Origin of the sequence: Pedobacter nyackensis (assembly GCF_032678475.1) — a bacterium.
Lineage (GTDB): Bacteria > Bacteroidota > Bacteroidia > Sphingobacteriales > Sphingobacteriaceae > Pedobacter > Pedobacter nyackensis_A.
The window spans coordinates 1,093,598-1,120,015 of record NZ_JAVTSF010000001.1 but is presented as its reverse complement, the minus strand read 5'-3'; the positions used below and the strand labels follow the sequence as shown (position 1 = coordinate 1,120,015).

General features: G+C 38.3%; 26 protein-coding genes. 16 read left to right on the top strand and 10 right to left on the bottom strand.

The genetic code is table 11. The features are described from left to right. Positions 1 to 42 precede the first annotated feature (42 nt). From recR to trpA, 6 genes are all read left to right on the top strand, one after another. Positions 43 to 660, top strand: coding sequence for a recombination mediator RecR (recR, locus tag R2Q84_RS04480; protein ID WP_316815329.1), 618 nt, complete (start codon positions 43 to 45; stop codon positions 658 to 660). A gap of 5 nt (positions 661 to 665) precedes the next feature. Beyond that, the gene (locus R2Q84_RS04475) at positions 666 to 1,481 is read left to right on the top strand and encodes an SDR family oxidoreductase (protein ID WP_316815328.1); all 816 of its coding nucleotides are present in this window, start codon (positions 666 to 668) and stop codon (positions 1,479 to 1,481) included. Between the two features lie 218 nt (positions 1,482 to 1,699). Beyond that, positions 1,700 to 2,689 (top strand): anthranilate phosphoribosyltransferase, encoded by a 990-nt coding sequence (trpD, locus tag R2Q84_RS04470; protein WP_316815327.1) that lies wholly within the window; start codon positions 1,700 to 1,702, stop codon positions 2,687 to 2,689. Between the two features lie 35 nt (positions 2,690 to 2,724). Beyond that, positions 2,725 to 3,363 carry a phosphoribosylanthranilate isomerase gene (locus R2Q84_RS04465; RefSeq protein WP_316815326.1) on the top strand — a complete coding sequence of 213 codons (639 nt, stop codon included), beginning with the start codon at positions 2,725 to 2,727 and terminating at the stop codon, positions 3,361 to 3,363. Further along, complete coding sequence (gene trpB / locus R2Q84_RS04460) at positions 3,360 to 4,541, top strand: tryptophan synthase subunit beta (RefSeq protein WP_316815325.1); 1,182 nt, start codon at positions 3,360 to 3,362, stop codon at positions 4,539 to 4,541. The genes R2Q84_RS04465 and trpB overlap by 4 nt, the downstream gene beginning before the upstream one ends. Positions 4,542 to 4,547: 6 nt before the next feature. Next, positions 4,548 to 5,312: a tryptophan synthase subunit alpha gene (gene trpA, locus R2Q84_RS04455; protein ID WP_316815324.1), complete on the top strand. Its 765-nt coding sequence runs from the start codon at positions 4,548 to 4,550 to the stop codon at positions 5,310 to 5,312. Here trpA and nhaA read toward each other — a convergent pair. Together nhaA and R2Q84_RS04445 are read right to left on the bottom strand one after the other, a co-directional pair. After that, positions 5,305 to 6,489 (bottom strand): Na+/H+ antiporter NhaA, encoded by a 1,185-nt coding sequence (nhaA, locus tag R2Q84_RS04450; protein ID WP_316815323.1) that lies wholly within the window; start codon positions 6,487 to 6,489, stop codon positions 5,305 to 5,307. The two genes, trpA and nhaA, sit on opposite strands and share 8 nt — an antisense overlap. Before the next feature lie 29 nt (positions 6,490 to 6,518). Beyond that, entirely contained in the window at positions 6,519 to 7,139 is a 621-nt protein-coding gene (locus R2Q84_RS04445) for an L-threonylcarbamoyladenylate synthase (protein WP_316815322.1), read from the bottom strand. Between the two features lie 77 nt (positions 7,140 to 7,216). Here R2Q84_RS04445 and R2Q84_RS04440 point away from each other — a divergent pair, with 77 nt between their 5' ends. Further along, a complete protein-coding gene (locus R2Q84_RS04440; protein ID WP_316815321.1) occupies positions 7,217 to 8,884 on the top strand; it encodes an FMN-binding glutamate synthase family protein in 1,668 nt (555 codons plus the stop codon). A 70-nt stretch (positions 8,885 to 8,954) separates the two neighbouring features. On the opposite strand, the gene asnS is transcribed toward R2Q84_RS04440, so the two are convergent. Next, the gene (gene asnS / locus R2Q84_RS04435) at positions 8,955 to 10,403 is read right to left on the bottom strand and encodes an asparagine--tRNA ligase (RefSeq protein WP_316815320.1); all 1,449 of its coding nucleotides are present in this window, start codon (positions 10,401 to 10,403) and stop codon (positions 8,955 to 8,957) included. A 92-nt stretch (positions 10,404 to 10,495) separates the two neighbouring features. Then, positions 10,496 to 10,687: a hypothetical protein gene (locus R2Q84_RS04430; RefSeq protein ID WP_316815319.1), complete on the bottom strand. Its 192-nt coding sequence runs from the start codon at positions 10,685 to 10,687 to the stop codon at positions 10,496 to 10,498. A 365-nt stretch (positions 10,688 to 11,052) separates the two neighbouring features. Between R2Q84_RS04430 and R2Q84_RS04425 the strand changes: the two genes are divergently transcribed. From R2Q84_RS04425 to R2Q84_RS25245, 6 genes are all read left to right on the top strand, one after another. Next, complete coding sequence (locus R2Q84_RS04425) at positions 11,053 to 11,631, top strand: RNA polymerase sigma-70 factor (RefSeq protein ID WP_316815318.1); 579 nt, start codon at positions 11,053 to 11,055, stop codon at positions 11,629 to 11,631. Positions 11,632 to 11,699: 68 nt separating this feature from the next. Next, on the top strand, positions 11,700 to 12,827 hold the full coding sequence (locus R2Q84_RS04420) for a FecR family protein (RefSeq protein WP_316815317.1): 1,128 nt from the start codon (positions 11,700 to 11,702) through the stop codon (positions 12,825 to 12,827). 117 nt (positions 12,828 to 12,944) lie between these two features. Beyond that, the gene (locus R2Q84_RS04415; RefSeq protein ID WP_316815316.1) at positions 12,945 to 16,379 is read left to right on the top strand and encodes a TonB-dependent receptor; all 3,435 of its coding nucleotides are present in this window, start codon (positions 12,945 to 12,947) and stop codon (positions 16,377 to 16,379) included. Between the two features lie 18 nt (positions 16,380 to 16,397). After that, on the top strand, positions 16,398 to 18,269 hold the full coding sequence (locus R2Q84_RS04410; RefSeq protein WP_316815315.1) for a RagB/SusD family nutrient uptake outer membrane protein: 1,872 nt from the start codon (positions 16,398 to 16,400) through the stop codon (positions 18,267 to 18,269). Positions 18,270 to 18,307: 38 nt separating this feature from the next. Then, positions 18,308 to 19,267 carry a BT_3987 domain-containing protein gene (locus R2Q84_RS04405; protein WP_316815314.1) on the top strand — a complete coding sequence of 320 codons (960 nt, stop codon included), beginning with the start codon at positions 18,308 to 18,310 and terminating at the stop codon, positions 19,265 to 19,267. A 300-nt stretch (positions 19,268 to 19,567) separates the two neighbouring features. Beyond that, positions 19,568 to 19,723, top strand: a complete 156-nt coding sequence (locus R2Q84_RS25245) for an IS3 family transposase (RefSeq protein ID WP_410478403.1) — start codon at positions 19,568 to 19,570, stop codon at positions 19,721 to 19,723. Positions 19,724 to 19,753: 30 nt separating this feature from the next. Here R2Q84_RS25245 and sucC read toward each other — a convergent pair whose 3' ends face one another. Genes sucC through R2Q84_RS04375 form a run of 6 tightly spaced genes read right to left on the bottom strand, consistent with a single transcriptional unit; the run spans position 19,754 to position 24,706 of the window. Next, positions 19,754 to 20,944 (bottom strand): ADP-forming succinate--CoA ligase subunit beta, encoded by a 1,191-nt coding sequence (sucC, locus tag R2Q84_RS04400; RefSeq protein WP_316815313.1) that lies wholly within the window; start codon positions 20,942 to 20,944, stop codon positions 19,754 to 19,756. Positions 20,945 to 20,985: 41 nt separating this feature from the next. Continuing rightward, positions 20,986 to 21,741 (bottom strand): ferritin-like domain-containing protein, encoded by a 756-nt coding sequence (locus R2Q84_RS04395; RefSeq protein ID WP_316815312.1) that lies wholly within the window; start codon positions 21,739 to 21,741, stop codon positions 20,986 to 20,988. A gap of 17 nt (positions 21,742 to 21,758) precedes the next feature. Then, on the bottom strand, positions 21,759 to 23,378 hold the full coding sequence (locus tag R2Q84_RS04390; RefSeq protein WP_316815311.1) for a DUF4173 domain-containing protein: 1,620 nt from the start codon (positions 23,376 to 23,378) through the stop codon (positions 21,759 to 21,761). Positions 23,379 to 23,415: 37 nt separating this feature from the next. Then, positions 23,416 to 23,730, bottom strand: a complete 315-nt coding sequence (locus R2Q84_RS04385; RefSeq protein ID WP_316815310.1) for a hypothetical protein — start codon at positions 23,728 to 23,730, stop codon at positions 23,416 to 23,418. A 50-nt stretch (positions 23,731 to 23,780) separates the two neighbouring features. After that, a complete protein-coding gene (locus R2Q84_RS04380; RefSeq protein ID WP_316815309.1) occupies positions 23,781 to 24,077 on the bottom strand; it encodes a transcriptional regulator in 297 nt (98 codons plus the stop codon). Next, entirely contained in the window at positions 24,077 to 24,706 is a 630-nt protein-coding gene (locus tag R2Q84_RS04375; protein ID WP_316815308.1) for a hypothetical protein, read from the bottom strand. The genes R2Q84_RS04380 and R2Q84_RS04375 overlap by 1 nt, the downstream gene beginning before the upstream one ends. A gap of 121 nt (positions 24,707 to 24,827) precedes the next feature. Here R2Q84_RS04375 and R2Q84_RS04370 point away from each other — a divergent pair, with 121 nt between their 5' ends. Genes R2Q84_RS04370 through R2Q84_RS04360 form a run of 3 tightly spaced genes read left to right on the top strand, consistent with a single transcriptional unit; the run spans position 24,828 to position 26,403 of the window. After that, positions 24,828 to 25,478 (top strand): ABC transporter ATP-binding protein, encoded by a 651-nt coding sequence (locus R2Q84_RS04370; protein WP_316815307.1) that lies wholly within the window; start codon positions 24,828 to 24,830, stop codon positions 25,476 to 25,478. After that, entirely contained in the window at positions 25,475 to 25,789 is a 315-nt protein-coding gene (locus R2Q84_RS04365; RefSeq protein ID WP_316815306.1) for a hypothetical protein, read from the top strand. The genes R2Q84_RS04370 and R2Q84_RS04365 overlap by 4 nt, the downstream gene beginning before the upstream one ends. A 5-nt stretch (positions 25,790 to 25,794) precedes the next feature. Further along, positions 25,795 to 26,403 (top strand): HAD hydrolase-like protein, encoded by a 609-nt coding sequence (locus tag R2Q84_RS04360; RefSeq protein WP_316815305.1) that lies wholly within the window; start codon positions 25,795 to 25,797, stop codon positions 26,401 to 26,403. Positions 26,404 to 26,418 lie beyond the last annotated feature (15 nt).

Here is a 26,418-nt window from a genome sequence, read left to right as displayed (position 1 = left end):
GAGTTTATCAGCTTGTTGAGCTATTTTATTTAAATTTGTAACATGAACTTTTCTTCTAAACTGCTTGAAGACGCTGTTAATGAATTTTCAAAGCTGCCCGGTGTGGGGCAAAAGACTGCGTTGAGGTTGGTCTTGCACCTGTTGAATAAGGAGCAGGAAGAAGTTGAACACTTTGGAAATGCGATAATCAGGCTTAGAAAGGAAATCAAACATTGCAGCGTATGTCACAATATTTCTGATAATCAGATTTGTAATATTTGTTCTGCCAATAAAAAAGATAAGGATATTATCTGTGTAGTAGAGGATACGAGAGATGTAATGGCGGTTGAAAATACCGGACAGTATTTTGGTGTGTATCATGTGCTGGGTGGATTAATATCACCTATGGACGGAATAGGCCCTGCTGATCTGTTTATTGACTCATTGGTTCAACGTGTGTCGACTACTCCGGTAAAGGAAGTTATCCTGGCTTTAAGCGCTACAATGGAAGGCGATACTACACTTTTCTACTTGTATAAAAGGCTAAAGGATTTTCAGATTCCCATTACCACCATCGCCAGAGGAATTGCTTTTGGCGGAGAGCTGGAGTATGCTGACGAAATTACACTAGGCAGATCCATTGTTACCCGTGTACCTTATCAGTCTTCATTAATCAAATAACCCGTATGGATTTTAAGAATAAAGTTATTATAGTTACCGGTGCGTCGTCGGGTATAGGTAGAGCATGTGCCGAAGAATTTGCAAAAAGGGGAGCTAACCTTGTTTTGGCGGCCAGACAATATGTAACCTTGTGCGAAATTACTGCAGATCTGGAAAAGAAATATGGAGTAAAAGCTGTTGCTGTTCAAACTGATGTGAGCAAGGAAGAAGACTGCCAATTATTAGTTAAACAGGCGCTGGCTACTTTTAATAAAATTGACATATTGATCAATAATGCGGGTTTATCTATGCGTGCATTATTTAATGAGGTCGATCTTTCTGTCTTAAAAAAACTGATGGATGTAAATTTTTGGGGAACGGTGTACTGTACAAAATATGCGCTACCTGAAATTCTGAAAACAAAAGGAAGTGTGGTCAGCGTCTCTTCAATTGCTGGTTACAGAGGGTTGCCAGGACGAACAGGATATTCGTCATCTAAGTTTGCCATGAATGGCTTTATGGAATCGTTGCGGACAGAGCTGTTGAAAACAGGAGTACATGTTATGGTAGCTTGCCCTGGTTTCACTGCATCTAATATACGTGTTACTGCTTTGTCTAAAGACGGAGCATCGCACGGGGAGACGAGCATGGAAGAAGGTAAAATGATGAGTGCCGATACTGTGGCAGAGATTATTGCTAATGGGATAGTTGCACGTAAGCGCACGCTGATCATGACAGGTCAGGGGAAATTGACAGTCTGGATCAATAAACTGTTGCCTGCGCTGGCTGATAAGCTGGTTTTCAATCACTTTACAAAGGAGAAAAAAGCGTTGATCAAATAATTTTTTTTGAGAAACATTTGTTCATTTGCAAAAACAATTCCATATTTGCTTTAATGATACTAACAAACGGACTTAATAGCTGGTGGTGGCACAACGCAAATGCGTAGTGTAACCCTGTATTGAACGTTTTTATTTTATATAATAATATTTGAGGGTTGCTTTAAGGCAACCTTTTTTGTTTTACAACCTTTTTACAACCTTCAATTATAATACCCGATATGAAGAAGATACTTAACCACCTGTTTGAAAATAAAACCTTTAGCAGAACTGAGGCTCAAAGGATTTTGACTGCTATTGCGCTTGGAGAATTTAATAGTTCGCAAATTGCAGCATTCATTACGGCATATGGTATGCGTAATATTACGGTTGAAGAGCTGCAGGGCTTTCGTGATGCAATGCTTGACCTTTGTATAAAACTTGATTTTTCTGATTTCGAGTTGATAGACCTTTGTGGAACAGGGGGGGATGGTAAAGACACGTTTAACATTTCTACGCTGGCTTCTTTTGTTACCGCAGGTGCAGGGTATAAAGTAGCTAAACATGGTAATTATGGCGTTTCTTCGGGTTGTGGCTCATCGAATGTAATGGAGTATCTGGGCTATTCATTTACCAATGACCAGGATGTATTGAAGAAAAGTCTGGATTATGCAGGTATTTGTTTCATTCATGCACCATTGTTTAACCCGGCGATGAAAACTGTTGCGCCTATCCGTAAAGAATTGGGGGTGAAAACATTTTTCAATATGTTGGGGCCAATGGTAAATCCAGCACAACCGAAAAATCAGATCGTAGGTGTGTTTAGTCTGGAGCTTGCACGTTTATATGCCTATTTGTATCAGGATACAGATAAAAACTATACCATACTACATGCTGTTAATGGTTTTGATGAAGTTTCATTAACCTGCGATATTAAAACTTTTAGTAAAAAAGGGGAGGCGCTGGTGAAAGTAGCTGATTTGGGGTTTGAACAGATCACAGAAGATAAAATAAAAGGGGGAGATACAGTTGAATCTTCCGCAAAGATATTTATGGACGTTTTAAATGGTGAAGGAACAGATGAACAGAACAATGTGGTATTGTGTAACGCGGCATTAGCGATTCGGACAATAGATGACACAAAGAGTTTTGCTGATTGCTTTTACGAGGCCGAGGCATCATTAATGGGGCACCAGGCACTTGAGCGGTTTAAAAAATTAACAGGAAGATAAACAGAGGTTTTAACTTTTAACAAGGGACAAGCAATATGAATGTTAAACTGAAAATATGCGGAATGAAACTGCCTGAAAACATACAGGCTGTAAGTAGTTTAAAACCCGATTATTTAGGCTTTATTTTTTATCGGGATTCCAAACGGTTTGTAGAGGGGTTGACACCATTGTTTGTTAAAAGCCTTCCCGCTGGAATAATAAAGACAGGTGTCTTTGTAAATGAAGAACTTAACAGGGTGGCCCAACTCGCCGTTTTGTATGGTTTAAATGCTGTTCAGCTCCATGGTCAGGAGCCGGTAAAGTATTGTATTGCCTTAAAAGGGTTACTAGCTGATGCAGGAATACAGCTGATCAAAGCATTTGGTGTAGATGAGAATTTTGACTTCAATGTTGTAAATGCTTACGCAAATGTGGTAGATTACTTCTTGTTTGATACCCAGACATCTGGTCATGGTGGCTCTGGTAAAACCTTCAACTGGGCACTCCTTAAAAACTATACATTAAACAAACCTTACTTTTTGAGTGGTGGTATAGCACTGGAAAGTGTTGAACAGTTGAAAGAAATAAATGATCCCCGGTTGTATAGTATTGATGTGAACAGTATGTTTGAACTGGCACCGGGTTTAAAGGACATAGATAAATTAAAAGATTTTAAGCATAAACTAGCACTATGAGTTATTTTGTAAATGAAAAAGGTTATTATGGAGATTTCGGAGGAGCATACATTCCAGAGATGCTCTATCCTAATGTTGAAGAACTGAGACAGAATTACCTGAAAATAATTGAAGATGAGGCCTTTCAAAAGGAGTTTCAGCAATTGCTTAAAGATTATGTTGGCCGCCCTTCACCATTATATCTGGCTAAGCGTCTTTCTCAAAAATACAATGCCAATATATTTCTGAAAAGAGAAGATCTGAACCATACTGGTGCGCATAAGATCAATAATACCATCGGACAGATTCTGCTTGCAGAGCGTCTTGGTAAAAAACGTATCATTGCCGAAACAGGCGCTGGTCAGCATGGGGTGGCAACAGCTACGGTTTGTGCTTTACGTGGATTGGAATGTGTGGTTTATATGGGTGAAATTGATATTCAGCGCCAGGCTCCTAATGTAGCGAGGATGAAGATGCTGGGTGCAAAAGTAGTACCTGCTACTTCCGGTAGTAAAACATTAAAAGATGCGACTAACGAGGCGATGCGTGATTGGATCAACAATCCTGTAGATACCCATTACATTATCGGATCTGTAGTAGGTCCTCATCCTTACCCGGATATGGTGGCAACTTTTCAGTCTGTTATTTCTGAAGAAACTAAAAAACAGCTGATTGAACAGACTGGAAATGATCAGCCTGATTATGTTTTGGCTTGTGTAGGAGGTGGTAGTAATGCCATGGGGATGTTTTATCATTTTATTGATGATGAAAAAGTAAAACTGATCGCTGTAGAAGCTGGAGGTAGAGGGGTTGATAGTGGTTTTTCAGCCGCGACGACAGCTTTGGGGAAAGAAGGAGTATTGCATGGTAGCAGAAGTATCCTGATGCAAACGCATGACGGACAAGTAGTAGAACCACACTCTGTATCGGCTGGTTTAGATTATCCTGGTATTGGTCCTCAACATGCTCATTTGTTTAAAACGGGGCGTGGACAATATGTGTCTATTACCGATGATGAATCGTTGCAGGCAGGATTATTACTGACCCAAATGGAAGGGATTATTCCTGCAATTGAAAGTGCACATGCTTTGGCTTACCTGGAAAAAATGAACTTTAAGGGAGGCGAAAATGTGGTGGTTTGTTTGTCGGGAAGAGGCGACAAGGACATGGATACGTATATGAAATACTTTAATCTATAATTTAGTATGAGCAGAATAAAAGAGCTTTTTGAGACAAAGAAAAACATATTGTCAATTTATTATACAGCGGGTTATCCGGGGTTAAATGATACAGTTAAAATTGCAGAAGCCCTTGAGCAGTCGGGCGCGGATCTTTTGGAGATTGGTTTTCCTTATTCGGATCCTGTAGCTGATGGTCCAACAATCCAGGCTAGTAGTAAGCAGTCGCTTGACCAGGGCATGGATCTGAAGTTGTTGTTTGAGCAACTTAAAGACTTACGTGAAAAAGTTAGTATTCCGGTATTGTTAATGGGTTATGTAAACCCTATGCTGCAATTTGGTGTAGAAAACTTTTGTAAAGCCTGTGTAGAAGTAGGAGTGGACGGTTGTATCGTGCCGGATCTTCCGATGGTTGAATATGAAGATCTGTATCAAACTATATTTGAAGAAAATGGACTGAGCAATATCTTTTTGGTTACTCCTCAAACTTCTCCTGACCGTATTCGCAAAATTGATGGGTTAAGTACTGGGTTTATCTATCTGTTGTCTTCATCAGCAACTACAGGCCAGCATTTACAGGTGTCAGAAAATACCGAAAGTTATTTTTCAAGGATTGCTGAAATGAAGCTTAACAATCCAACTATGATAGGTTTCGGTATCAACAGTAAAGAAACTTTTGATAAAGCTTGTCAGTACGCCAATGGTGCCATTATTGGTAGTGCTTTTGTTAAAGCGCTTGATTCGAATGATTTAATCGGAAGTGTGAAAACTTTTATGCAAAATTTTAAGTAGTCGTCACTGCTTTCTTCTTGTGGATTGACTTCAAGAAGATAAAACCAATAAGACCTGAAATTACAGAAGCACAAAGAACTGCAAATTTGGCTTCTGTAACATGAAGTTCATCACTAAAAGAAAGCAGTGATATAAAAATCGACATGGTGAAGCCTATACCGGCAAGCATTCCTAATCCAATAATATGTTTCCAGCCGGACCTTGAAGGCAGGCTACCTAATTTAAGTTTTACGGCTACCCATGAAAAGAGGGTTACGCCAATAGTTTTTCCTAGAAATAAGCCTATGATAATACCCAACCCTAAAGGAGAGGCTAGTCCGGTAATCATTTCTTTCTGAAATGTGATGTTGGTATTTGCTAAAGCAAAAATCGGCATGATAAAGTAATTTACAGGGCCATTCAGTAAGTGTTCTAGTTTTTCCAGAGGAGACTCTATAGTTGTTTTATTTGTTGGAATGGTTAGTGCCAGTAATACCCCTGCAATAGTTGCGTGTATACCCGAATGATGAATAAAATACCAAAGAAATACACCTGGGATCAGGTAGAAGAAAAGTGGTTTGATATTGAAAAAGTTGAAAGCAAGTAGTAATAAAATAATCCCTCCGGCCATCAATAGATAGTCGAAATGAACCTCATTGGTGTAAAACACGGCAATGACTAATATGGCGCCAAGGTCATCTACAATAGCTAAAGCAGCTAAAAATACTTTTAGAGAAGTGGGTACGCTTTTTCCAAGCATTGAGATAATGGCGAGTGCAAAAGCAATGTCGGTAGCCATAGGGATGCCCCAGCCAGAAGCAGTAGTTTCTCCTTTGTTAAGCAAAAAGTAAATAAATGCCGGCACCAGCATTCCTCCCATTGCAGCTACTACAGGCAATGATGCTTTTTTAAGGGATGATAATTCCCCCTCAACCATTTCGCGTTTAATTTCAAGACCAACCAAAAGAAAAAACACCGCCATTAAGGCGTCGTTTATCCATGCAGATACGCTAAAAGCATAAACCTGGGAGCCAAAGGTAAAACCGAAATCTGTGGCTAGCAAACTTGAAAATGCCGGAGCGTAAGTAGAGTTTGCGATAAAAAGAGAAACAGCAACACAAAACAATAAAATTACGCCACCAATTTGTCCCGAACGGAAAAAGTCTTTAAAAGATTGCAGGTTTATTAATTTAGCCATATTGGTAAATATAGCTATTTTGAATAAAACTAGAGAAAACTACTAAGATCTCCTTTGCCTTCACGAATGACTTCAAATTCACCAGATGTGCAATCTACAACTGTAGAAGCCTCATTGTCACCATAGCCACCGTCAATGACAACGTCGACAGTATCTTCGTATTTTTCGTGAATCAATTCCGGATCGGTAGAGTATTCAATAACCTCATCGTCGTCACGGATGGATGTGGATAAGATTGGATTTCCTAGCTGTCTTACAATTTCTCTGGCAATATCATTATCAGGAACCCTTATACCTACAGTTTTTTTGTTGGAACTTAATAATTTGGGGACGTTGTTATTGGCATTTAAAATAAACGTAAAAGGTCCCGGTAGTGCTTTTTTTAATACCCTGAAGGTTGCGGTGTCAATAGGTTTAATGTAGTCAGAAATGTGTCTCAGGTCAGAGCAGATGAAAGAGAAATTAGCCTTTTCGGGTTTAATACCTCTTATACGACAGATCTTTTCAATAGCCTTTTGATTGCTGATGTCACAGCCTAATCCATATACAGTATCTGTAGGGTAAATGATTAAGCCGCCCTTTTTTAGTACTTCAACAATCTGTTCAATTGCTTTAGGATTTGGATTTTCGGGATAGATTTTGATAAGCATATGTAAAATTACACAAATCTTAGACCGAAATTGGATAATTATTGTTCTATTGGTATGTATTTAGTAAATTGATAGATATGAGAAAAGCATTTATCGCTATTGCGGCATTTTTAGTGGCGCTTACTGTAATGTTAGGGCTAACTTATCCTCCATTATGGTGGTTGTTTATTTTTACCGGTCCGGTTGTTTTACTCGGGATTTATGACCTGTATCAACCCAAACACAGTATTGTACGAAATTACCCTGTCGTGGGGAGGTTGAGGTATTTTATGGAAGACTTAAGGCCTAAGGTGTATCAGTACTTTGTAGAAAGTGATACGAATGGTAAACCTTTTAGCCGCTTAAATCGCTCGCTGATTTACCAAAGGGCAAAAATGGAAAATGATACCATACCATTTGGAACGCAGCTGGATGTCTATGAAAACGGGTATGAATGGTTGAGTCATAGTATTTCAGCTATTAGCCATCATGAACTTAATCCTAATCCTCGTGTGTTGGTTGGTGGTCCGGATTGTTTAAAGCCGTATGATGCGAGTATCTATAACATTTCTGCTATGAGTTTTGGCTCATTGAGTCAGAATGCCATATTAGCGTTAAATGGAGGTGCTAAGCTTGGTAATTTTGCACACAATACAGGAGAGGGAGGGATAAGTGATTATCATGCAAGTCCAGGTGGGGACTTAATCTGGCAGATTGGAACAGGATATTTTGGTTGCCGTAATCACGATGGTACTTTTAATCCGGAGGCTTTTGCTGAACGTTCGGGGTCTGATCAGGTAAGAATGATTGAGATTAAGCTTTCTCAGGGCGCAAAACCCGGACATGGCGGTATTTTACCCGCCCGTAAAGTTACACCAGAGATCGCCAGGATCAGGTTGGTAAAAGAAGGATTTGATGTGATTTCTCCGCCTTCTCATTCGGCTTTTAAAACGCCAATTCAAATGCTTGGCTTTGTAAAGCAGTTGCGTGACCTGTCTGGCGGTAAACCTATTGGTATAAAATTGTGTATTGGTCGAAGAAGTGAGTTTTTTGCCATATGTAAAGCGATGGTGGAAACGGGTATTTATGTAGATTTTGTTACTGTAGATGGGGGAGAGGGTGGTACCGGAGCTTCTCCGCAGGAGTTTTCAAATGCGGTTGGTATGCCTTTAAGAGAAGCGATTGCTTTTGTGTATGATGTGTTGTCGGGGTTTGACTTAAAGCAGCATATTAAGGTCATTGCTTCGGGTAAAGTTGCATCTGGTTTTGATCTGGTGAAAAATATTGCATTGGGTGCTGATTTATGTAATTCCGCCAGGGGAATGATGTTTGCATTAGGCTGTATTCAGGCTTTGGAGTGTAATAGCAACACCTGTCCAACGGGGGTAGCTACTCAAGATCCGAGTCTGATGAAGGGATTGGTTGTTGAAGATAAAAAAGTACGGGTGTTTAATTTTCACAGACTTACTGTGGCGAGTGCTGTTGAATTATTGGGAGCTGCGGGTTTACATCATCCCTATCAGCTGACAAGGGCTTATATCAACCGTAGGATTGCTCCAAATGTAATGCAATCGTATCTGGAGAGTTTTCCTTATATACCTGAAGGAAGTTTATTACAGACGCCATATCCTTTAAGATTTGAGCTGGGAATGGCATTAAGTACTTCGGCTAGTTTTACTCCGACGGATTATAAGGTGTCGCTGGTCGATTATGCACATGCTAATTCTTATTCAGATAACCTGGATGAAAATAAGAGTAAGCCTTAAGATTTAGTTGTTATAAAAAAGAAAGGCGCTGAACTATGATAGTTTAGCGCCTTTCTTTTTTATAGTGATTTTAAAACTCGGCGTTTTTTGGGAAACGAGGGAATGCAATTACATCCCTGATGTTTGTCATACCGCTAACAAACAGGACAAGTCTTTCAAAACCTAATCCGAAGCCCGCATGTGGTGCCGAACCGAAACGTCTGGTGTCTAAAAACCACCATAATTCTTCCTGAGGGATGTTCATTTGCTCCATTCTTTGGGTCAGTTTGTCTAAGCGTTCTTCCCTTTGTGAACCACCTACAATTTCACCGATTCCAGGGAAAAGGATATCCATTGCAGCTACTGTGTTTCTTCCTTGTTCATCTGGCTCATTCTGGCGCATGTAGAAAGATTTGATATCAGCAGGGTAATCGGTTAAGATCACAGGTTTTTTGAAGTGTTTTTCTACAAGATAACGCTCGTGTTCTGATTGTAAATCTGCACCCCACTCATCAATTAAGTACTTAAACTGTTTTTTCTGATTTGGTTTCGATGATTTAAGGATTTTGATCGCTTCTGTGTAAGTGATACGCTCAAAATCGTTACTCAGGCAGAAGTTCAATTTATCTAATAACGACAGATCGCTGCGCTCGTTTTGTGGTTTCGATTTCTCTTCTTCCAGTAAGCGGTTGTTTAAAAACTCTAATTCTTCTTTACAGTTTTTAAGCGCATAGTCGATTAAATATTTTAACATGTCTTCTGCCAGGTTCATGTTGTCCTCCAGGTCAGCAAAAGCTACTTCAGGTTCGACCATCCAGAACTCGGCAAGGTGACGTGTTGTATTTGAATTTTCGGCTCTGAATGTAGGGCCAAAAGTATAAATTTGTCCAAATGCCATAGCGGCCAGTTCACCTTCCAGCTGACCAGATACCGTTAGATTAGCAGAGCGGGCGAAGAAGTCTTCAGCATAATCTACTTTACCATCTTCATTACGAGGAGGGTTCTCTAAATCTAATGTAGTAACCTTAAACATTTCGCCGGCACCTTCGGCATCCGAAGCTGTGATGATAGGCGTATGCATATACACGAAGCCTCTTTCGTTGTAAAACTGGTGTATGGCGAAAGCTAAAGCATGACGGACTTTAAAAACCGCATTGAAAGTATTCGTGCGGAAACGGAGATGTGCAATCTCTCTTAAAAATTCCAGACTATGTTTTTTAGGTTGCAAAGGGAATTTTTCCGGATCACTATCTCCTAATATTTCAATAGTTTCGGCTTTAATATCCACACGCTGACCTTTTCCAAGAGATTCTACAACAGTTCCTTTTACTGCTATTGCAGCTCCGGTAGTAATGCGTTTTAGCAATTCTTCCGGCGTATTATTAAAGTCAACTACGATCTGGATATTTCCCATGCAGGAACCATCATTTATAGCAATAAACTGGTTGTTGCGAAATGTACGCACCCAACCCATAACAGTTACTTCTCTGTTAAATTCATTTGTCTCTAGTAGACTCTTTACTTTTTCTCTGTGTATCATGATTTTATTATGGAGAGGGTCAAAAATAAGGAAAATCATGAACAAATAACAGTCTATTATTTTTGAGTTTTATTTTTGATGTTTTTGTAGTTTTAGTATTGTTTTTTTGGTTTTTTATGTGTTTTGTTTGTGTGTTTTTGTTGTTTATTTATGTTTTTTATTTGATTTTGTTGTTTTATTTTTGTGTTTTTGGTTTTATTGTTGTTTTTGTGTGTTTTTTTTGTTGTTATTTTTGATTTTTTAATGATTTTTAGTCTGTTTATTTGTTTTTTTTGTTGTTTCATGGGTTTTTGTGTGTATTTATTGTTTTATTTTTATTTAATTGATTTTTTTGGTGTGTTTTTGTGAAATATATCTATATTTGTAATGCTCGTTTAATTTATATTTGGTTAGAGAGGCCTACATCTGGATGGATGTAGGCCTCTTCATTGTGTGCTAAGCGCGGCATACCTCTAAGGTTCAATTCCAGAACACGCTTTGCAGTAGGAGGTGCTAACCAATAGGAAGTGGAGTCGCTGGTAACGTGTATAACAAAATAGAAGGTGGAATTGAAAAGATTAAGAATTATTAATTCCTATTTTGTGATATAGCCAAATTATTATTTAAGTTCGTAAGGAATATTTAACTTAATCGGGCATATAGATTTCCAATGAGCATTTACGATGACATTTCTGATCAGGAGCTGACAGACCTGCTGATAGTTGGGGATAAAAAGGCTTTTCAGGAAATTTTTGAGCGGTACAGTCGCGTCATGTATGTCTATGCAAAAAACCTGGTGAGAGATGCTGATGAAGCCGAAGATCTGGTACAGGATATTTTTACTTCCTTATGGGATAAAGCAGGAGAACTTGATCTGAAGAGTACCTTATCTTCTTATTTGTATTGTGCGGTAAGATACCGCTTTATTAATCTGGTAGTCAGAAAGAAAGTACGTACCGATTATGCGGCGTCTTTTCAAAAACTAATTGACCTGGGTAATTATACTACCGATCATTACATTAACGAAAAGGAATTGCGGTCGCTCATTGAAAAAGAGGTCGCTAAATTGCCCGAAAAAATGCGGGAAGTATTTGAGCTGAGCAGAAATGCCGGACTATCTCATAGAGAAATTGCGGTGCAATTAAATCTTGCGGAAAAAACAGTTAAAAACCACATTAATCACGCCTTGAAGATACTTAGAGGGAAGTTTGAACTCGCTTCTATTCTATTTTATCTGTTGAGCAAATAATTTTTTTCAAATTTATTTAGGCCCTAAGTCTCAGACGACTGACATACTTAAAAAGGGGGAAATTAAGTATGGAAAATATTGCCGAAGACTTACTGAACAGATATGCTTTAGGAGAGTGCAGTGCTGAGGAACAACTGATTGTGGAGGCTTTTTTTGTTGCTGACCTTAAAAAGAATTACGAAGATGTATCTGCACAGGAACTTGAAGCTGCCTATCAGCATATTTCCAGTAACGTAAATATGCATATATCAGCTGATCGCAAAATCAGCAGGATAGGACTATGGTTCCGTTATGCTGGTATAGCAGCTGCGGTAACAGCAATAGTTTTCGGGATATGGTTTTTTAATTATCATAACAAAGGGATACTGAAACAGCAGAATGATGTGGTGGTGAATGACATCGCCCCCGGTAAAAACTCTGCAACACTAAGCATCAACGGTAAACTGATTCAGCTTAGTGATACCAAGACCGGAGTAGTTATTGACGCAAGTAAAGTTACTTATAATGACAGTAGTGCCCTTTCTGACCTTCGGCAAATTCTTTCAGATGGAAAGAGCCGTATGGTAACCGCTACAACCCCCCGGGGTGGTACGTATCAGTTTATTTTACAGGACGGTACGAAGGTTTGGTTGAATGCGGATAGTAAACTTGAGTTTTTACCGGATTATAAGAACCAAAAACAGAGGATTGTAAGGCTTGAAGGTGAAGGGTATTTTGAAGTGGCGAAAGATAAAAAGCGGTCATTTATCGTGGAAAGTGCGGGGCAAAAGGTAGAAGTATTGGGGACGCATTTCAATATCAATAGCTACCCTGATGAGGCGAACGTGAAAACGACCTTATTGGAAGGAAGTGTAAGGATATCCTCAAATGCTGAGAAAAATATTCTCCTAAAACCGAACGAGCAAGCAGTCGTTGCAGGTAACCATGAGATCATTGTAAACCAGGTAATTCCTGAAGAGGTTATTGCCTGGAAAAATGGTGATTTTGTTTTTGACCATGAAGATTTTGAAAGTATCATTCGTAAAGTAGAGAAATGGTATAACGTTGAATTTATCTATTCTAAAGGGCGCTACAGCCAGTTAAAAATGAACGGAAGTGTATCGCGTTCCAAGAATATATCATCTGTTTTGGAAGCGCTGCAGCAGGCCGGTGGTTTAACATTTAAACGAGAAGGAAGGAGGATTATGGTTATGTAAGAAAACTACCTATACCATAAGACCATAAAAAGCTGACCCCGACGGCAATCGGAGCCAGCAAAACGGTCGTTATGCTCATATTAATTCGACTCAGTATCAACTAAACAACCAAGACAAATGTATAAAAATTATGTAAGGAAACCGGGTGTCTTTATGCGCCGGAATTTCCAGAAAATATTGCTCATTATGCGATTAACCACCGTAATATTATTGGCCGCATTTATGCAGCTTAGTGCCGCGGGAGTTGCACAACGGGTAACTCTAACGCAAAAGAATGTGAAAATCCAGTATGTTTTTAAAGAAATCCGCAAGCAGACTGGTTACGACTTTATTTATTCTGATGAAGTGCTGGAAAAAGCGAGGCCCGTAGATGTGAGATTTAAGGATGCAGAGGTTGAACAGGTTTTAAAAGAACTTTTTCAGAAACAACCACTCAGCTATTCTGTAAAAGACAGAATTGTAATCGTAAATGTTAAAGCGTCTAAAATGCTGTCTGTTTTTGCTAACATAGATGTGGGGGGACGCGTACTGGATGAAAAGAGAAAGCCTTTAGCTGGTGCAACCGTTAGGGTTAAAAACACAGATAAAGTAGTAAGTACCAATTCAGATGGCGAATTCCAATTAAATGGCATTGCAGAAGATGCTACATTACTGGTTTCCTTTTTAGGTTATAAAGTTCAGGAAATTGCTGTTAACAACCGTAAAGTGTTAGAAGTAACTTTGGTTATCGACAATTCTACACTTGATGATGTTGTAGTTGTTGGCTTCGCTAAACAGAAAAAAGAAAGCATGGTAAGTTCTATAAGTTCTGTAAGCGGGGAAGGCTTACAGTTTGGGGGGCGAAACCTAAGTAATAATTTGCAGGGCCAGTTACCAGGTATTATTTCATTCCAAAGAAGTGGTGAACCTGGTTATGACAATGCTACTTTTTGGATCAGAGGGATTAGTACATATAATGGCGCTCAAAATCCATTGATCCTTGTTGATGGCGTTCCACGTAGCTTTAATGATATCGATCCTAACGAAATCGCGACTTTTAGTGTATTGAAAGACGCTGCTGCCACAGCTGTCTATGGAGCCGAAGGTGCTAATGGAGTAATATTGGTAACTACAAAAAGGGGCATGGTACAAAAAACAGAAATTACCTACAGGGGCGAATATAGTAATTTAACACCCCTGAGAATGCCTGAGTTTGTAGGCTCTGCAGAATATTTGAGCATTTTTAATGAGGCGCTTACTAACGAAGGTAAAGCACCTATTTTTGATGCTGCACTTATTGATAAATATAAAAGTGGGATTGACGGCGATTTATATCCTGATAATTATTGGCTTAAAACGTTATTGAGAGATAATACCTATAATACAAGGCACAACCTGAGCTTCAGGGGTGGTACCGAAAAAGCAAAATTTTTTGTTTCGGGAGCTTTTTATAAAGAAAGCGGTTTATTTAAAAACAATGCTCTGGAGCAATATAGTAGTAATATCGGGCTGAAAAGATACAATCTTAGAAGTAATATTGATTTAAAAGTTACACCAACCACTCTCTTAAGAGTAGATATGAGTGGGCAGTATCTGGAAACAAATTATCCTGGTGTAGCAACCAACATGATTTTTAGCCTGGCTACTACAGCTCCTCCTTATCTGTATCCATCTGTTTATTCTGATGGTAAACTTGCAGACCATCCCCGTACAAGTTATAATCGTGCCAATCCATATAACTTGTTAAATAATTCAGGTTATACCAATGAATTCAGGACTAATATCCAGACAAAGGTAGATCTTGAACAAAGGCTTGATGTATTGACCGAAGGTTTATCTGCAAAACTAAGTGCCAGCTATGATTATTATGGTATTTATACAATAGCTAATGGAAAATCTATCAATTCTTTTTATGCTACAGGCAGAGATATCAACGGTAATTTGATTTATACGCAGATCAAAAGCGGTACTGATCAGGTAAGCGAATTAGATTCAAGATTAAGTTCTACTAAAAACATATATGTCGAAGGATCATTAAACTATAACAGGATATTCGCCGAAAAACATGAGGTGACAGGCATGGCACTCATGTACCAAAAAGAGTCCCAGATCTCGACAGACAGACTTCCATTTAGGAAATTAGCCTATGTGGGCCGTGCAACTTATTCGTATGACAGACGGTATTCAATGGAAGTAAATGTTGGAATTAGTGGCTCAGAAACATTTACTGAAGGGAATAGATATGGTGTTTTTCCGGCAATAGGCGTTGCCTGGAATGCTAGCAACGAAGAATTTTATCCTCAAGGCTTAAAAGATATTGTTTCAAGCTTTAAATTAAGAGCTTCTTATGGTCTTACAGGTAATGATCAATACGTTGTAAATGGTGTAGCGCAGCGCTTTTTGTACAGGGGGGGATTTGGTGAGACCAGAGGTGCTAGTCTTGGTTATAACTCTGGGGCAAGCGTTAACGGTTATTCAGGTTTTACCGAAGGTAGGTTCAGTGCACGAAGCCTTTCCTGGGAAACAGAAAGGAAAAAGAATTTTGGAGCCGATCTAGGTTTTTTTGGTAATAAGGTAAACCTTGTTGTGGATTATTTCGATAATTACAGATATGATATCCTGGTTCAAAGAGCCACCGTTTCTGCTGCTGCAGGCTTTAACCAGTCGCCTTTTCAAAATTTCGGAAAAGTAACCAATAAAGGTTTTGAGACTAGTTTAACCTATCAACACAGGATAGGTTTAAATTCAGTGTTGGGTTTGAGAGGGAATTTTACCTATGCGAAGAATAAGATATTAGAAATTGATGAGATTTCCCCGCTTTATCCCTGGATGGCTAGTACAGGCAACAGCTTGAATGTTAACAATGTTTTTGTGGCGGATAGATTATTCCAAGATGGAGATTTTGATATTACGACCAATCCGGATGGTTCTAAGGATTATGCTTTAAAAACGAATATTGCCAGTCAAAGTTACTTTGGTAATGTATTACCTGGCGATATTAAATATAAGGATCTGAATGAGGATAATGTCATCAATCAATTTGACCAGACAAAATATGAAGGCAAGCCTTCAACACCTGAAATTAATTTTGGATTTGGTGCCAGCTATGAATATAAAGGCTTTAGCTTGAGTTTATTCTTCACAGGAGTAGCTAACACCTCCACAGTTTTGGGTGAAAGTAACGACACGGGTTTTTTCCCATTTTCTTTAGGTGTAGATGAATCAAGTGTACGTGCAACAGTGAGAGACAGGTGGACGGTATCAAACCCCAGTCAGGATGTATTATTCCCTCGCATACGAACAAGTAGTTTTCCGAATAATCAGGCATCAAGTACGTGGTGGATGAGAGATGGAGGGTTTTTAAGGTTAAAAACAGCGGAATTGGGATATAGGTTGCCAAAAAGATGGATGGAAAGGGCTAAACTTAACAATGCCAAAATATATGTACAGGGGTATAATTTGTTGACCTGGGATAACATTAAATATTGGGATCCCGAGCAGGGTAATTTAAATGCCGGCGTAAGTTATCCTCAGTCAAGAAGCTTTACGTTTGGTCTGGAATTATCATTATAAAAATTAAATCTTATTACAATGCGAAAAATATTATCAAAATATATCAAGGTTCTTTTTTTTATGGTTCTCATTGTGGCGATGCAATCGTGCAAAAAGAATTACCTGGGAGTTTCCGACCAATTGGCTCCGGAACTTACGATGGAGAAGGTTTTTTCTAATCCCACCCTAACTCGCCAGTATTATGCCACAATTTTATCGGGTATGCCCAATTTTTCTTGGATATCCATTAATCAAAATGGTGAAGGTGCACCTACCGGGACCGATAATCCATGGACCGCCTTATCCGATGAAGTCAAAATTGCATGGGGTAGTCCAAAAAATGTGGCTGCCAATGGTTACAATGCTGGAAATGCGGAATTCGGCAGATGGGTGCCTTTATATAAGCTGATCAGGCAGGCAAATGTTTTTCTGGAGAACGCTAAGACGATTCCTCAAACAGGCTCTTCAGACTTTATTAATGAGCAGGAAATGACCAAAATGAAAAATATATCAAGGTTTTTCAGGGCTTATTACCACTATTTGTTGTTTGAACAGTATGGACCTGTTCCCGTAATGGATAAAGCCATAGACCCAAGCAATCCGAATCTTGACTTTGCCAGGAACAGTGTTGATGAAGTGGTGAAGTTTATTGCTGATGAGCTTACAGCGGTAACACCGGGATTGGATGATGTGTCGCCATCACCTTCGGTTGCAGCGGTACCTACCAAAGGAGTAGCCTTAGCAGTAAAGGCTAAATTATTGGTTTATGCTGCCAGTCCTTTATTCAATGGAGGATTTTCTGAAGCGCTTGGCTTAAAAAACAAGGACGGTAAATCTTTGTTTTCTGCTGCAGATCAATCAAAATGGCAAAAAGCAAAATTGGCGCTTGAAGATTTTTTAACTTTTGCCAATGGAAAATTTGATCTGTTTAAATTGAACACAGGTCCGGGGGGTACTTATAACCCTGATGAAAGCCTGTACCGTTTGTTTATTGATGTGGATAATAATAAGGAAATTATATGGGCCAACCCTACAGCATCCTGGGGATCAGTAGATGGTGATGGTACCGACAGAAGAGTAACCCCAAGAACTGAAAGAGTCGGTTTGGCTAGTATAGGGGTAACACAGGAACTTGTTGATGCCTTCCCAATGATCGATGGTCTGCCTATTAGTGAGTCGCCCCTTTACAGTGAAAATGGTTTTTCTGTAGAGGGAGAAGATCCAACTGGAAGAACAGAAACAGGAACCTTTAAAATGTGGATTAAAAGAGATCCAAGGTTCTATCAAACTGTATTTTACCAAAATAGGAGATGGCCCATCAGTAACAATCAGATACAGTTCCAAAAGGGAAGCGGAAACGATAATAGTGCTGCCGATAATCCTAATACAGGTTATTTGCTGCATAAAAGATTTGCACGTAATGTGCGCAACGAAGGTACCAATCCAAAATCGCAGTATAGGCCCTCTATCATTTTTCGTCTAGCAGAGTTTTATCTGCTTTATGCTGAGGTATGTAATGAAGTAAACCCTGCCGATCCAAATGTTTTTGTTTATTTAGATAAGATAAGGGAAAGGGCAGGTATTCCCAAGTTGTCGGCAATTAAACCGGGTTTGTCGGGTAATAAAGAAGGGCTACGAAAAGCTATCCAGGCTGAAAGCAGGGTAGAACTTGCTACCGAAGGGCAACGTTATTTTGATGTAAGGAGATGGATGATTGCTGATCAAATTGGTAATAAGCAAGGTGGGCCTTCTACCGGTATGAACATGAATTCGAACCAGTTAACCATTGGTGGATTCTATACACGGACTACTTATGAAACAAGGATTTTCAACAAGTCGATGTATCTTTACCCACTTCCGCTTACTGAAATCCAGAAAAGTAAGTTATTGGTACAAAATCCATTGTGGTAATTAATATCTATCATTTTTAAGAATCTAAAATCAAGATAATGAATAAGAAAATCATATTTTGTCTGGGTGTTTTAATAGTCTCTTCTATTTTAATATTCTTTTCATGTAAAAAGCAAACTAATAGTAAAAAATTAAATGGTATTTACATTGTACCATTATCTGGTGCATCTACCAGTGAAAATAAAACATTACTATATTCTACCACACCGTATAAATTTGCTTTGGCTGCGGCTATTTCATCTGCCATTGGTACTGATGTTGACCTGAACATTGCAGTAGATAACAGTCTGGTGAGTACCTTTAATAAGGCACAAAAAACTACGTATGCAGTGATGCCTGAAGGTAGTTATTCTTTAGAGGCAACTAGTTTGAAGATAAACAAAGATCAAATTGCTTCTAATCAGACAAACCTTGTCGTAAAATCCAATCTGTTAACAAATGATGTGTCTTATTTGTTGCCAGTAAAAGTTTCATCGGTTTCATCAAATGAGATTACCTTAAACTCGGCAATAGCAACCAAGTATTATATTATCAGAACACCAACACCAATTATAGGTAACCTATCAGATGGCAAAAATTCCTACTGGAAAAATCCGGATGAATCCTATAATCCCTTCAGAGGAAATGATGGTAATACTGATGGAGAATGGGGAAATGCTTCTGTCTGTGAATCAGGTGCAGGATTGGAACAATATTGGGAAGTAGATCTGGGTGGTGTTTCTCCAAGAATTGATGATGTTAAAATCTGGAACAGGACCGATTGCTGTGATGACCGTACGGCGAAGTTCTATTTATTTATTTCGGATGTACCTTTTACAGGAAAAACAGTGGCAGCTTCATTAGCCCAACCAGGGGTTTACAATTATTATAACGATGGTAAAGCCGGTTTACCAACAGTAGTGCTTCCAAAAGTCTCAGGCCGTTACATAAGGCTTCAAAACACAACTTCAGCAAGTCTTACTTTAGCTGAATTAACGGCTACAGGAGTAAAGCCTTAGTTATCACATGAATCAAAATTACACAATTGCCCCCAGGGTAATTGTGTAATTGAAATTGGGCTGGCGAGTTTTTTGACTATGCAAAACTGGCAAAATGTTGCAACTGATTTTCTCCAATGACTTATGATTAAATTTAAGGCCATTACAGCTAACAAGGTCAGGTTAAGAATAGAACAATCACGTTTAAACCCTACGATTTCTGAATTGGGATTATTTAAAGAAGTTAGCATGTAAGGAGTAAAAAGCCATTTTTCTTATGCAATGCCCCCAAAGAGTTAGCCGTTTTCTGGGTGCATTTTTATGATAAAGATTGGGGAAATGAAAAGGTGTCAGTTAAGAAAAGATATAGCAGAATATATAAGTTGCTACATCAAGAAACGAATAAAACTGAATTTAAATGAAATGAGCCCGATGGAATATCGGGCTCATTATAATATAATAATTAAATTTATCTAAACTATTGGAGGAAGTCCAATAAGTTTAGATCTATGCTAATACTTTAGTTACTAAATCAGAAGCATCTTGCAAAGCAATTGCAGAGTAAACTTTCAATCCTGACTCATCGATCAGTTTTTTAGCTTCTTCAGCATTTGTACCTTGTAAACGGCAAATGATTGGAACGGGTACATTACCAATTTCATTGTATGCATCAATAACACCTTGAGCAACACGGTCGCAACGTACAATACCACCAAAAATGTTAATTAAGATAGCTTTTACATTTGGATCCTTAAGGATGATGTTAAAACCAGCTTTAACAGTTTGAGCATTTGCAGTTCCACCAACGTCAAGGAAGTTAGCAGGCTCACCACCAGCAATTTTAATGATGTCCATAGTTGCCATAGCTAAACCAGCACCGTTAACCATACAACCAACGTTACCGTCAAGTTTTACATAGTTAAGGTTTGATTCACTTGCTTCAACATCAGTAGGATCTTCTTCCAGTTTATCACGCATTGCTGCATAATCAGGGTGACGGAACAAAGCGTTCTCATCTAAATCAACTTTAGCATCAACTGCAATGATTTTATCATCAGATGTTTTTAACACAGGGTTGATTTCGAACATTGCAGAATCAGTGCTGTCGTAAGCTTTATAAAGAGCAGTAACAAATTTTACCATTTCTTTATGAGCACCACCGCTTAAACCTAAGTTAAAAGCAATTTTACGTGCCTGAAATCCTTGCAAACCAACTTTAGGGTCGATTTCTTCTTTGAAGATCAAATGAGGTGTGTGTTCAGCAACTTCTTCAATGTCCATACCACCTTCGGTAGAGTACATGATGATGTTTCTTCCGTTCGAACGGTTTAACAATACACTTACATAAAATTCTTTAGTTTCTGAAGCTCCCGGATAATAAACATCCTGAGCAACTAAAATCTTGTTTACTTTCTTTCCTTCAGGACCAGTTTGTGGAGTAACCAACTGCATTCCTAAAATTGCAGTAGCTCTTTCCTTAACCTCATCAAGGTTTTTAGCCAGCTTTACACCACCGCCTTTACCTCTTCCACCTGCGTGGATCTGAGCTTTAATTACAACCCAGTCAGAATTGTAGTCAGTTTTCATTTTTTTAGCAGCTTCTACAGCCTGCTCTACCGTGTCGGCTACTATACCTTCTTGTACGGCTACTCCAAAACTTTTAAGTATTTCTTTACCTTGATATTCGTGGATATTCATTATGCTGAAAAAATTTGTTCAAATCTACAACTTCAAAAGCTTTATAACAAATGGCTGAAGGTATTTTCGGCGTTTATATTTTCAGTTTCTGGTTTCAGTTTTTTAATGGTCTTTTTAAATTTCAGTTTCATCTTCATCCAGTAATTTGAGAAACCGATATGCCCAGCCTTAAATAATCTTTTGTGTACAAACCATACTATAAGGGAGGTCGAGAAATAGAAAACCGTATAAAAATAATAAGAGGCGACCCTCATAAAAGCATTTTTGTTGTTGTACAATAAGCTCAAACGCTCAGTTTGGAAGGTGATGTGTGCGGCTTCATCAATCAAAATGTCGGTGCATATCTGTTTTAGTAGTTTGCATTTGGTAGCGTCCTTTAAACATTGATAGAAAATCTGTGCAGTACTTTCAACAGTTATTACAGCGATAGTCCAAAATTCCATATGTGTATTTAAACCCCTTATTTTTCTGAACATGCTATCTCCCCAGTCTTTTTTTATTCGTTGCTCACCTATAATGTCAATGTATCTCCCCAGGTTATTACCATGTTTTTGTTCTTCTTTGATAAATAATTTAATAGCATCCGTATAATTGGGGTCGTTCAATTGTTTTGCATGTTTGGTTGCAGCATTTATCAGGTTAGTTCCCTCAGATGTTTCACCGAGTTGCCACGCTTGCAGGGACGCCAGTATGTTGTTTTTTTCGGTTTGCGTTATAGAAGGAGGTATATTCCAATCTATTCTTTCTTTTTTAAGATTTTGGCTAAAATAATTTATCCAGTTTAGTGAATTGTGCATAAGTTCAGGTCTAAAGGTTACAACTGGTTTTTAATGAAATACTGATGTGTTTGCCAGTCGCGGTAGTTCCAGGAAAGCCAGGTTAATTGATTATAGCGCTCTTTAAAATCTTTGATCCGCTGATGCAGTTCCTTTTCGAAACGAATAATCTGTTCTATATCTGTATTCGTTTTACGAATGTTGCGTTCGGTGGTGGTATCACGTACTATTTCATAAGCGTAACTGGAATTATGGAGATATTTTGTAAGCAATTGTTTATTCTCATTTAGCAAAGGCAAGGTCTTGTCCGAGAAGCTAAGTAGATGATCCAGATCTAAAGCGATGGTGTTCCTGTTGTTGAGGTTATACCTCACGATGGATACATCCCAGTTTATGAAACCAAATGCCAGCAAAAGCACATACCATGCAAAACCGTTTACTTTACACAAATAGAACAGCGTTTTTTGCTTAGCAACTTTAAGGTAAACTGTAATTAGGCCAATAGCGCAAAGCAATAAAAATATTAAAACGCCAATACGTTTATAGGTTAGACCAAGTGCATTTATGTAGTTGAGATCTCTAATTAACACAGAGGAAATCAGAAAAATATTCTGGGCAATCCAGAGGTATGCCAGTGTGCGAATGGTTTTGTTCTTTTGGTAGAAGTTTAGATTTCCCCGAAAAAAGTAAAGGATTACCATCATAGCCATAACGATACTGAATATTAAGGCATTCGTTCCATCATGAAGTTCAGCAGAATAGCTGGCGTTACTTAAGCCTTCATCCTTACCTAGCCATAATGTGGTGATATCAATTACATTTAAAGAAAGCAACAGTAGGTTTAAAACGAGAAAGGAGATAATACCTATGACGTTTTCTGTTTTTAGGGCCATCGTCCGTTTTATGATACCGCCTACAAAAAAGCTTATAATCTCGTACACAAAAGAGACGTTTTTCAGGTCCCTTCGTTTACGGATCAATTGCTCATTGAAACCCGCTTCAAGTCTTTCTAAGTTGATGCCTTTTAGGCTGATGAATGCTGCTGAAGCGATTAGCGTTCCTAAAACAATATGCATAAGGCGAAGAAAGCTTAAGTCGTCAAAAAAGAAGTAGAATATATTGTCGACGAATGTGCCTATGCTTGAAGTAATTTGTTCTACATAGCTTGAAAATACAGGATTGGCTGCACTGTAAAGCCCGCTGAAAAACAGGAGGGCAATAAATGGAATAAAGGTGTATTTAATGATTTTGAATGCAGGCTTAAAGGAAAAATCTTTGAAAAATGGTGACATCATTTTTTTTACCAGGTTTAGCGGGGCTGTTATGAATTGTAAAAAAGCAGCTAGTAAACTGGTGAAAATACTTCTTAATAGTTGAAAATGAACAAACCCTATCATGATGGCCAGACTGACGTACCAGGTTATAGTGGTAAGAACGGATTGATTCATAATCACCAACACGGCTGCCAGCAGATGAGCTGAACCTGATAGGTATATCTTTTTACTTTTTTGTTTCTCCGGATCCAGGAGAATAATGATAAATATAAATAAGCTGTAAATAAATAGGTTGAGGGCTTGTTTTTCCATCCAAAAAAGGTAATTGAAAAGGATGCCGCCACCAATGCTTGCTAAGAGCTGTAGGTCTATTCGCTGTTTCATGGGAGTATGGTTGTTTTTTATAGTCTGTTAAAATGATTTAAAACCAATTGAAGGGAAGGTTTGTAACGATCAGGAAGTATAGAAAAGCAATTGGAAGGTTTAATAATATGATAATAGCTGTCTTTAATAGCTGCAGGTAATGTTTAGGGTAAATAATAATCATGATCAATGTAGTAAGCAGAATGATCGAATTAAAGATTGTCGCAAGGGCAACATAAAAAAGGCCTAAAGTGATAAGCTGATCAAATCGGGTTATGCAGTAGGTGATAAGTAATGCTGTCCCGATAAGGAAAGAGTATTTAGCGAAATTTTTACCGTAAACGGTAATTTGATCGATTGATGTTGCTTCCATTTTCATGTTTTAAAAGTACTTTGTGTTTCAAAGTATATGTGCAAAAAAATTTAAATAGCCTTAATCATTTTTTCTAAAGCATCTAAATGTGCTTTAAAGGCATGTCTGCCTAATTCTGTAATAATGTATGTAGTATTTGTTTTCTTGCCTATAAATGATTTTTGAACTTTCAGGTATTCTGCCTGCTCCAGGGTATTGAGGTGGGAGGCAAGGTTACCATCGGTTAGTTCCAGTAATTGTTTCAGCTCATTAAAGCTAATGCTGTCGTTAACTATCAGTACCGACATCACACCCAGTCTGATCCGGCTGTCGAATATCTTGTTAAGGGCTTCTATAGGGTTTTTCATTAGTTCCCCCTTTCGTATTTAAAATACATCAGCGTTCCATAAAAGATATGTAGGACGCCAAAGCCAATTGCCCAGAAATACAGTCCGTAGCCAATGTTAAACATGGCAATCAATCCAAGTATAATTTCGCAGTATCCTAAAAATCGGATATCTGTATACGTGTATTTACTGGCATTAATTAAGGCTAGTCCATAAAATACGAGGCATGAAGGTGCGATTAATCCATAGGTGCCCGGGTGTGCAAGTAATAAGGCGATGATAAAGAGCCCTCCGGAAACCAAAGGGATAGCCAAATTCCATAACAGGTTTTTGGTTGTCCTGTCCCAAAACGGGAGATTCTTTTTTCTGCTTTGTCTTAATGTTAGGAGCAAGCCTCCGGCTAATGCAATAAACAATACACCAAAGCCTATTTTAAGTAAGTTCGCTTCCAGATCTTCTATTGAAGAACCATTTGTGTAAGTACCGCTGATGTAATCCGTGATTTCTAAATTTGCAAGATAAGCACCTGCCAGGGCTGTGAATCCTGCAAACACTCCGGATAATCCGCTTAATGAAATGAATCGGGACGAACGGTCCATCAGCTTTTTGATGTCGTTCAGTGCATTGAGTTGTTCTTCCTGCTTGTTCATTTTAAAAGTACTTTGTTTTTCAAAGTTAAATTATATATCTGAATTTCCAAGAAAATATTTTGGATTATTTGTTCTGGTATATTTGTTTAACCTTCTCCTATGTTTTTGTAAGTTTGCATTTATGCTAAAAGCCACAGGTATAAAGAAAGCTTATGGAAACCTGCCTATATTAAAAGGCGTGGATTTTGAAGTATCAAAAGGTGAGATTGTCAGTATAATAGGCGCTTCAGGAGCAGGTAAAAGTACGCTTTTACACATATTAGGCACATTAGATAAGCCTGATGAAGGTGAAGTGGAATTGAAAGCGACTAAGGTCGGTAAGTTGTCGGGAGAGTTGTTGAGTGTTTTTCGTAACCTTAATATTGGTTTTGTATTTCAGTTTCATCACCTGTTACCCGAATTTACGGCACTAGAAAATATCTGTATTCCTGCTTTTATTGCTAAAACAGGCAAAAAACAAGCTGAACAGCGGGCTTTTGAATTGCTCGACTTATTGGGATTAAAAGATCGTGCAAACCACAAGCCTAACCAGTTATCAGGTGGCGAACAACAGCGTATAGCTGTAGCCCGGGCATTGATCAATAGTCCTGCTATAATCCTTGCCGATGAACCATCAGGTAATTTAGATTCTGCAAATGCCAATGCATTGCATGAATTTTTCATTACACTCCGTGATAATTTTCAACAAACATTTGTCATTGTTACCCACAATGAAGAGCTTGCAAAAATAAGTGATAAGGTAGTAACCATGAAAGATGGTTTAATTATATGAGGATATTAATAACCGGCGGGAAATCTGCCCAGGCCATTAAACTGGCTAACCAATTTGAAAATGATAGTATTGTACTGGCCGATTATGGTGATATGCCTAGTTTTCCATCTGCTAAATATAAATTCCTTTCATTAGGAGAAAGGAATGATGACATCATTGCACACAATTTATTAAATCATTGTCTTAATGAAGGCGCTGATGCTATTTTGGCACTTCAACCTTTCGAAATGGTGGAGTTGTTAAAGTCGGCAGTGCTGTTTAATGAATTTAATATAGAAATACTGAAAGCTGGAACCAGCGAACAAGGCTAATTAAAATGACTTCCGAAAAATACTTACAAGAAAAGCAGTTCTTTATTTTTGAACTGGACAATGTAATTTATCCCGAAAAGGATTATCTGTTACAAGTATATTATCTGTTTGCGCAGTTTATTGAATATGGAGAGCAACTTAGTGCTGTTGATATCCTTAAGTACATGCAGGAAACTTATCTGGAAGATGGCGAAAAGGATATTTTTGAGAAGACGGCAGTGAAGTTTAATATCCCTGATAAATACAAAGTTAATTTCGATATGTTATTAAACAGTGTGCGTTTGCCACTAAAACTGTTGATATATGATGAAGTGCTGAAATTTTTGCAGGCTATCGTTTTAGAACGTAAACAAATCTTTTTGCTGGTAAGCGGAAATCCTGCCATGCAGCTCAATAAAATTAAGCAAACGGAATGGAATGGGTTGGAACAGTATTTAACCGTATTCTTTACCGAAGAATTTGAACCAGAGCAGGATGCTTTGAAATTGATCATTGAACAGCAACAACTGGATGCATCGAAGGCCTTATTAATAGGAACTTCTTCATTTACAGAGCAGTCAGCATCAAAGTGTAATGTAGATTATTTGAATGTGGATACACTATTTGTAGCGTAATTCCGTTTATAATTT